This window comes from Paracidovorax sp., from assembly GCF_057642795.1.
Map to the genome: position 1 here is coordinate 1 of NZ_JBXYZY010000036.1, position 662 is coordinate 662.

Annotated in this window: 2 protein-coding genes; one reads left to right on the plus strand and one right to left on the minus strand. The window is 63.4% G+C overall.

Annotated elements, in window-relative coordinates:
- Window positions 1-42: 42 nt before the first annotated feature.
- Window positions 43-351 carry a diacylglycerol/lipid kinase family protein gene (locus tag AC3A84_RS14545; RefSeq protein WP_487970609.1) on the plus strand — a complete coding sequence of 103 codons (309 nt, stop codon included), beginning with the start codon at window positions 43-45 and terminating at the stop codon, window positions 349-351.
- 8 nt (window positions 352-359) lie between these two features.
- Here the strand turns inward: AC3A84_RS14545 and AC3A84_RS14550 are convergent.
- A partial coding sequence (locus AC3A84_RS14550) for a 5'-methylthioadenosine/S-adenosylhomocysteine nucleosidase (RefSeq protein ID WP_487970607.1) occupies window positions 360-662 on the minus strand: 303 nt, incomplete at its 5' end.

Consider the following 662-nt stretch of genomic DNA (forward strand, 5'->3'; position numbering starts at 1 on the left):
AGCGTCGAAGGACGCCGCCCCGTCATCACTCGGGCGCGAACGGTGTTGGTCTGCAATTGCTCAGTACTTCCCGGCGGCGTCGTTCTCGTCCCCGACGGCCGCATTGACGATGGGGCCCTTGACGTCCTCACGCTGTCTCCCCATGGCATTGTCGGATGGATCGCCGTCCTCAACCACTTTGTCACCCGACATCGGCACGGCCATCGCCTCGTGCGCCACGCGACGTCGCGAACAGCCCTCGCCATGTCTGGTTCCGGCCCGATCCTGGCGGAAGTTGATGGAGACCCCATCGGCACAGTGACGACAATGAGGACCCGTGTGGCCCCAGGGGCCCTGCTCGTACGAGCCTGACAGCCTCGTCAAGCCGTGAGCCCGTGCTGCCAAGCTAAAGCGTGAGCGAGGTCGCGACCACGATGGGCCGCGTTGTTAAGGAATGCTGGAAAATCCGCTACCGCATCACCGTCGGCAGAGTCGGACAGAATCCGCACCACAGCGAAAGGTACACCGAGACGATTGGCTGCCTGTGCTAGAGCCGCACCTTCCATTTCGACGGCGCTAGCCCCAAATGTGGCACGTAGCCAGGCGACCTTCTCGGCCTGAGCGATGAACTGGTCTCCACTGACGATTGGCCCCGCCACCACTTGATGGCCACGAGGCTCCTC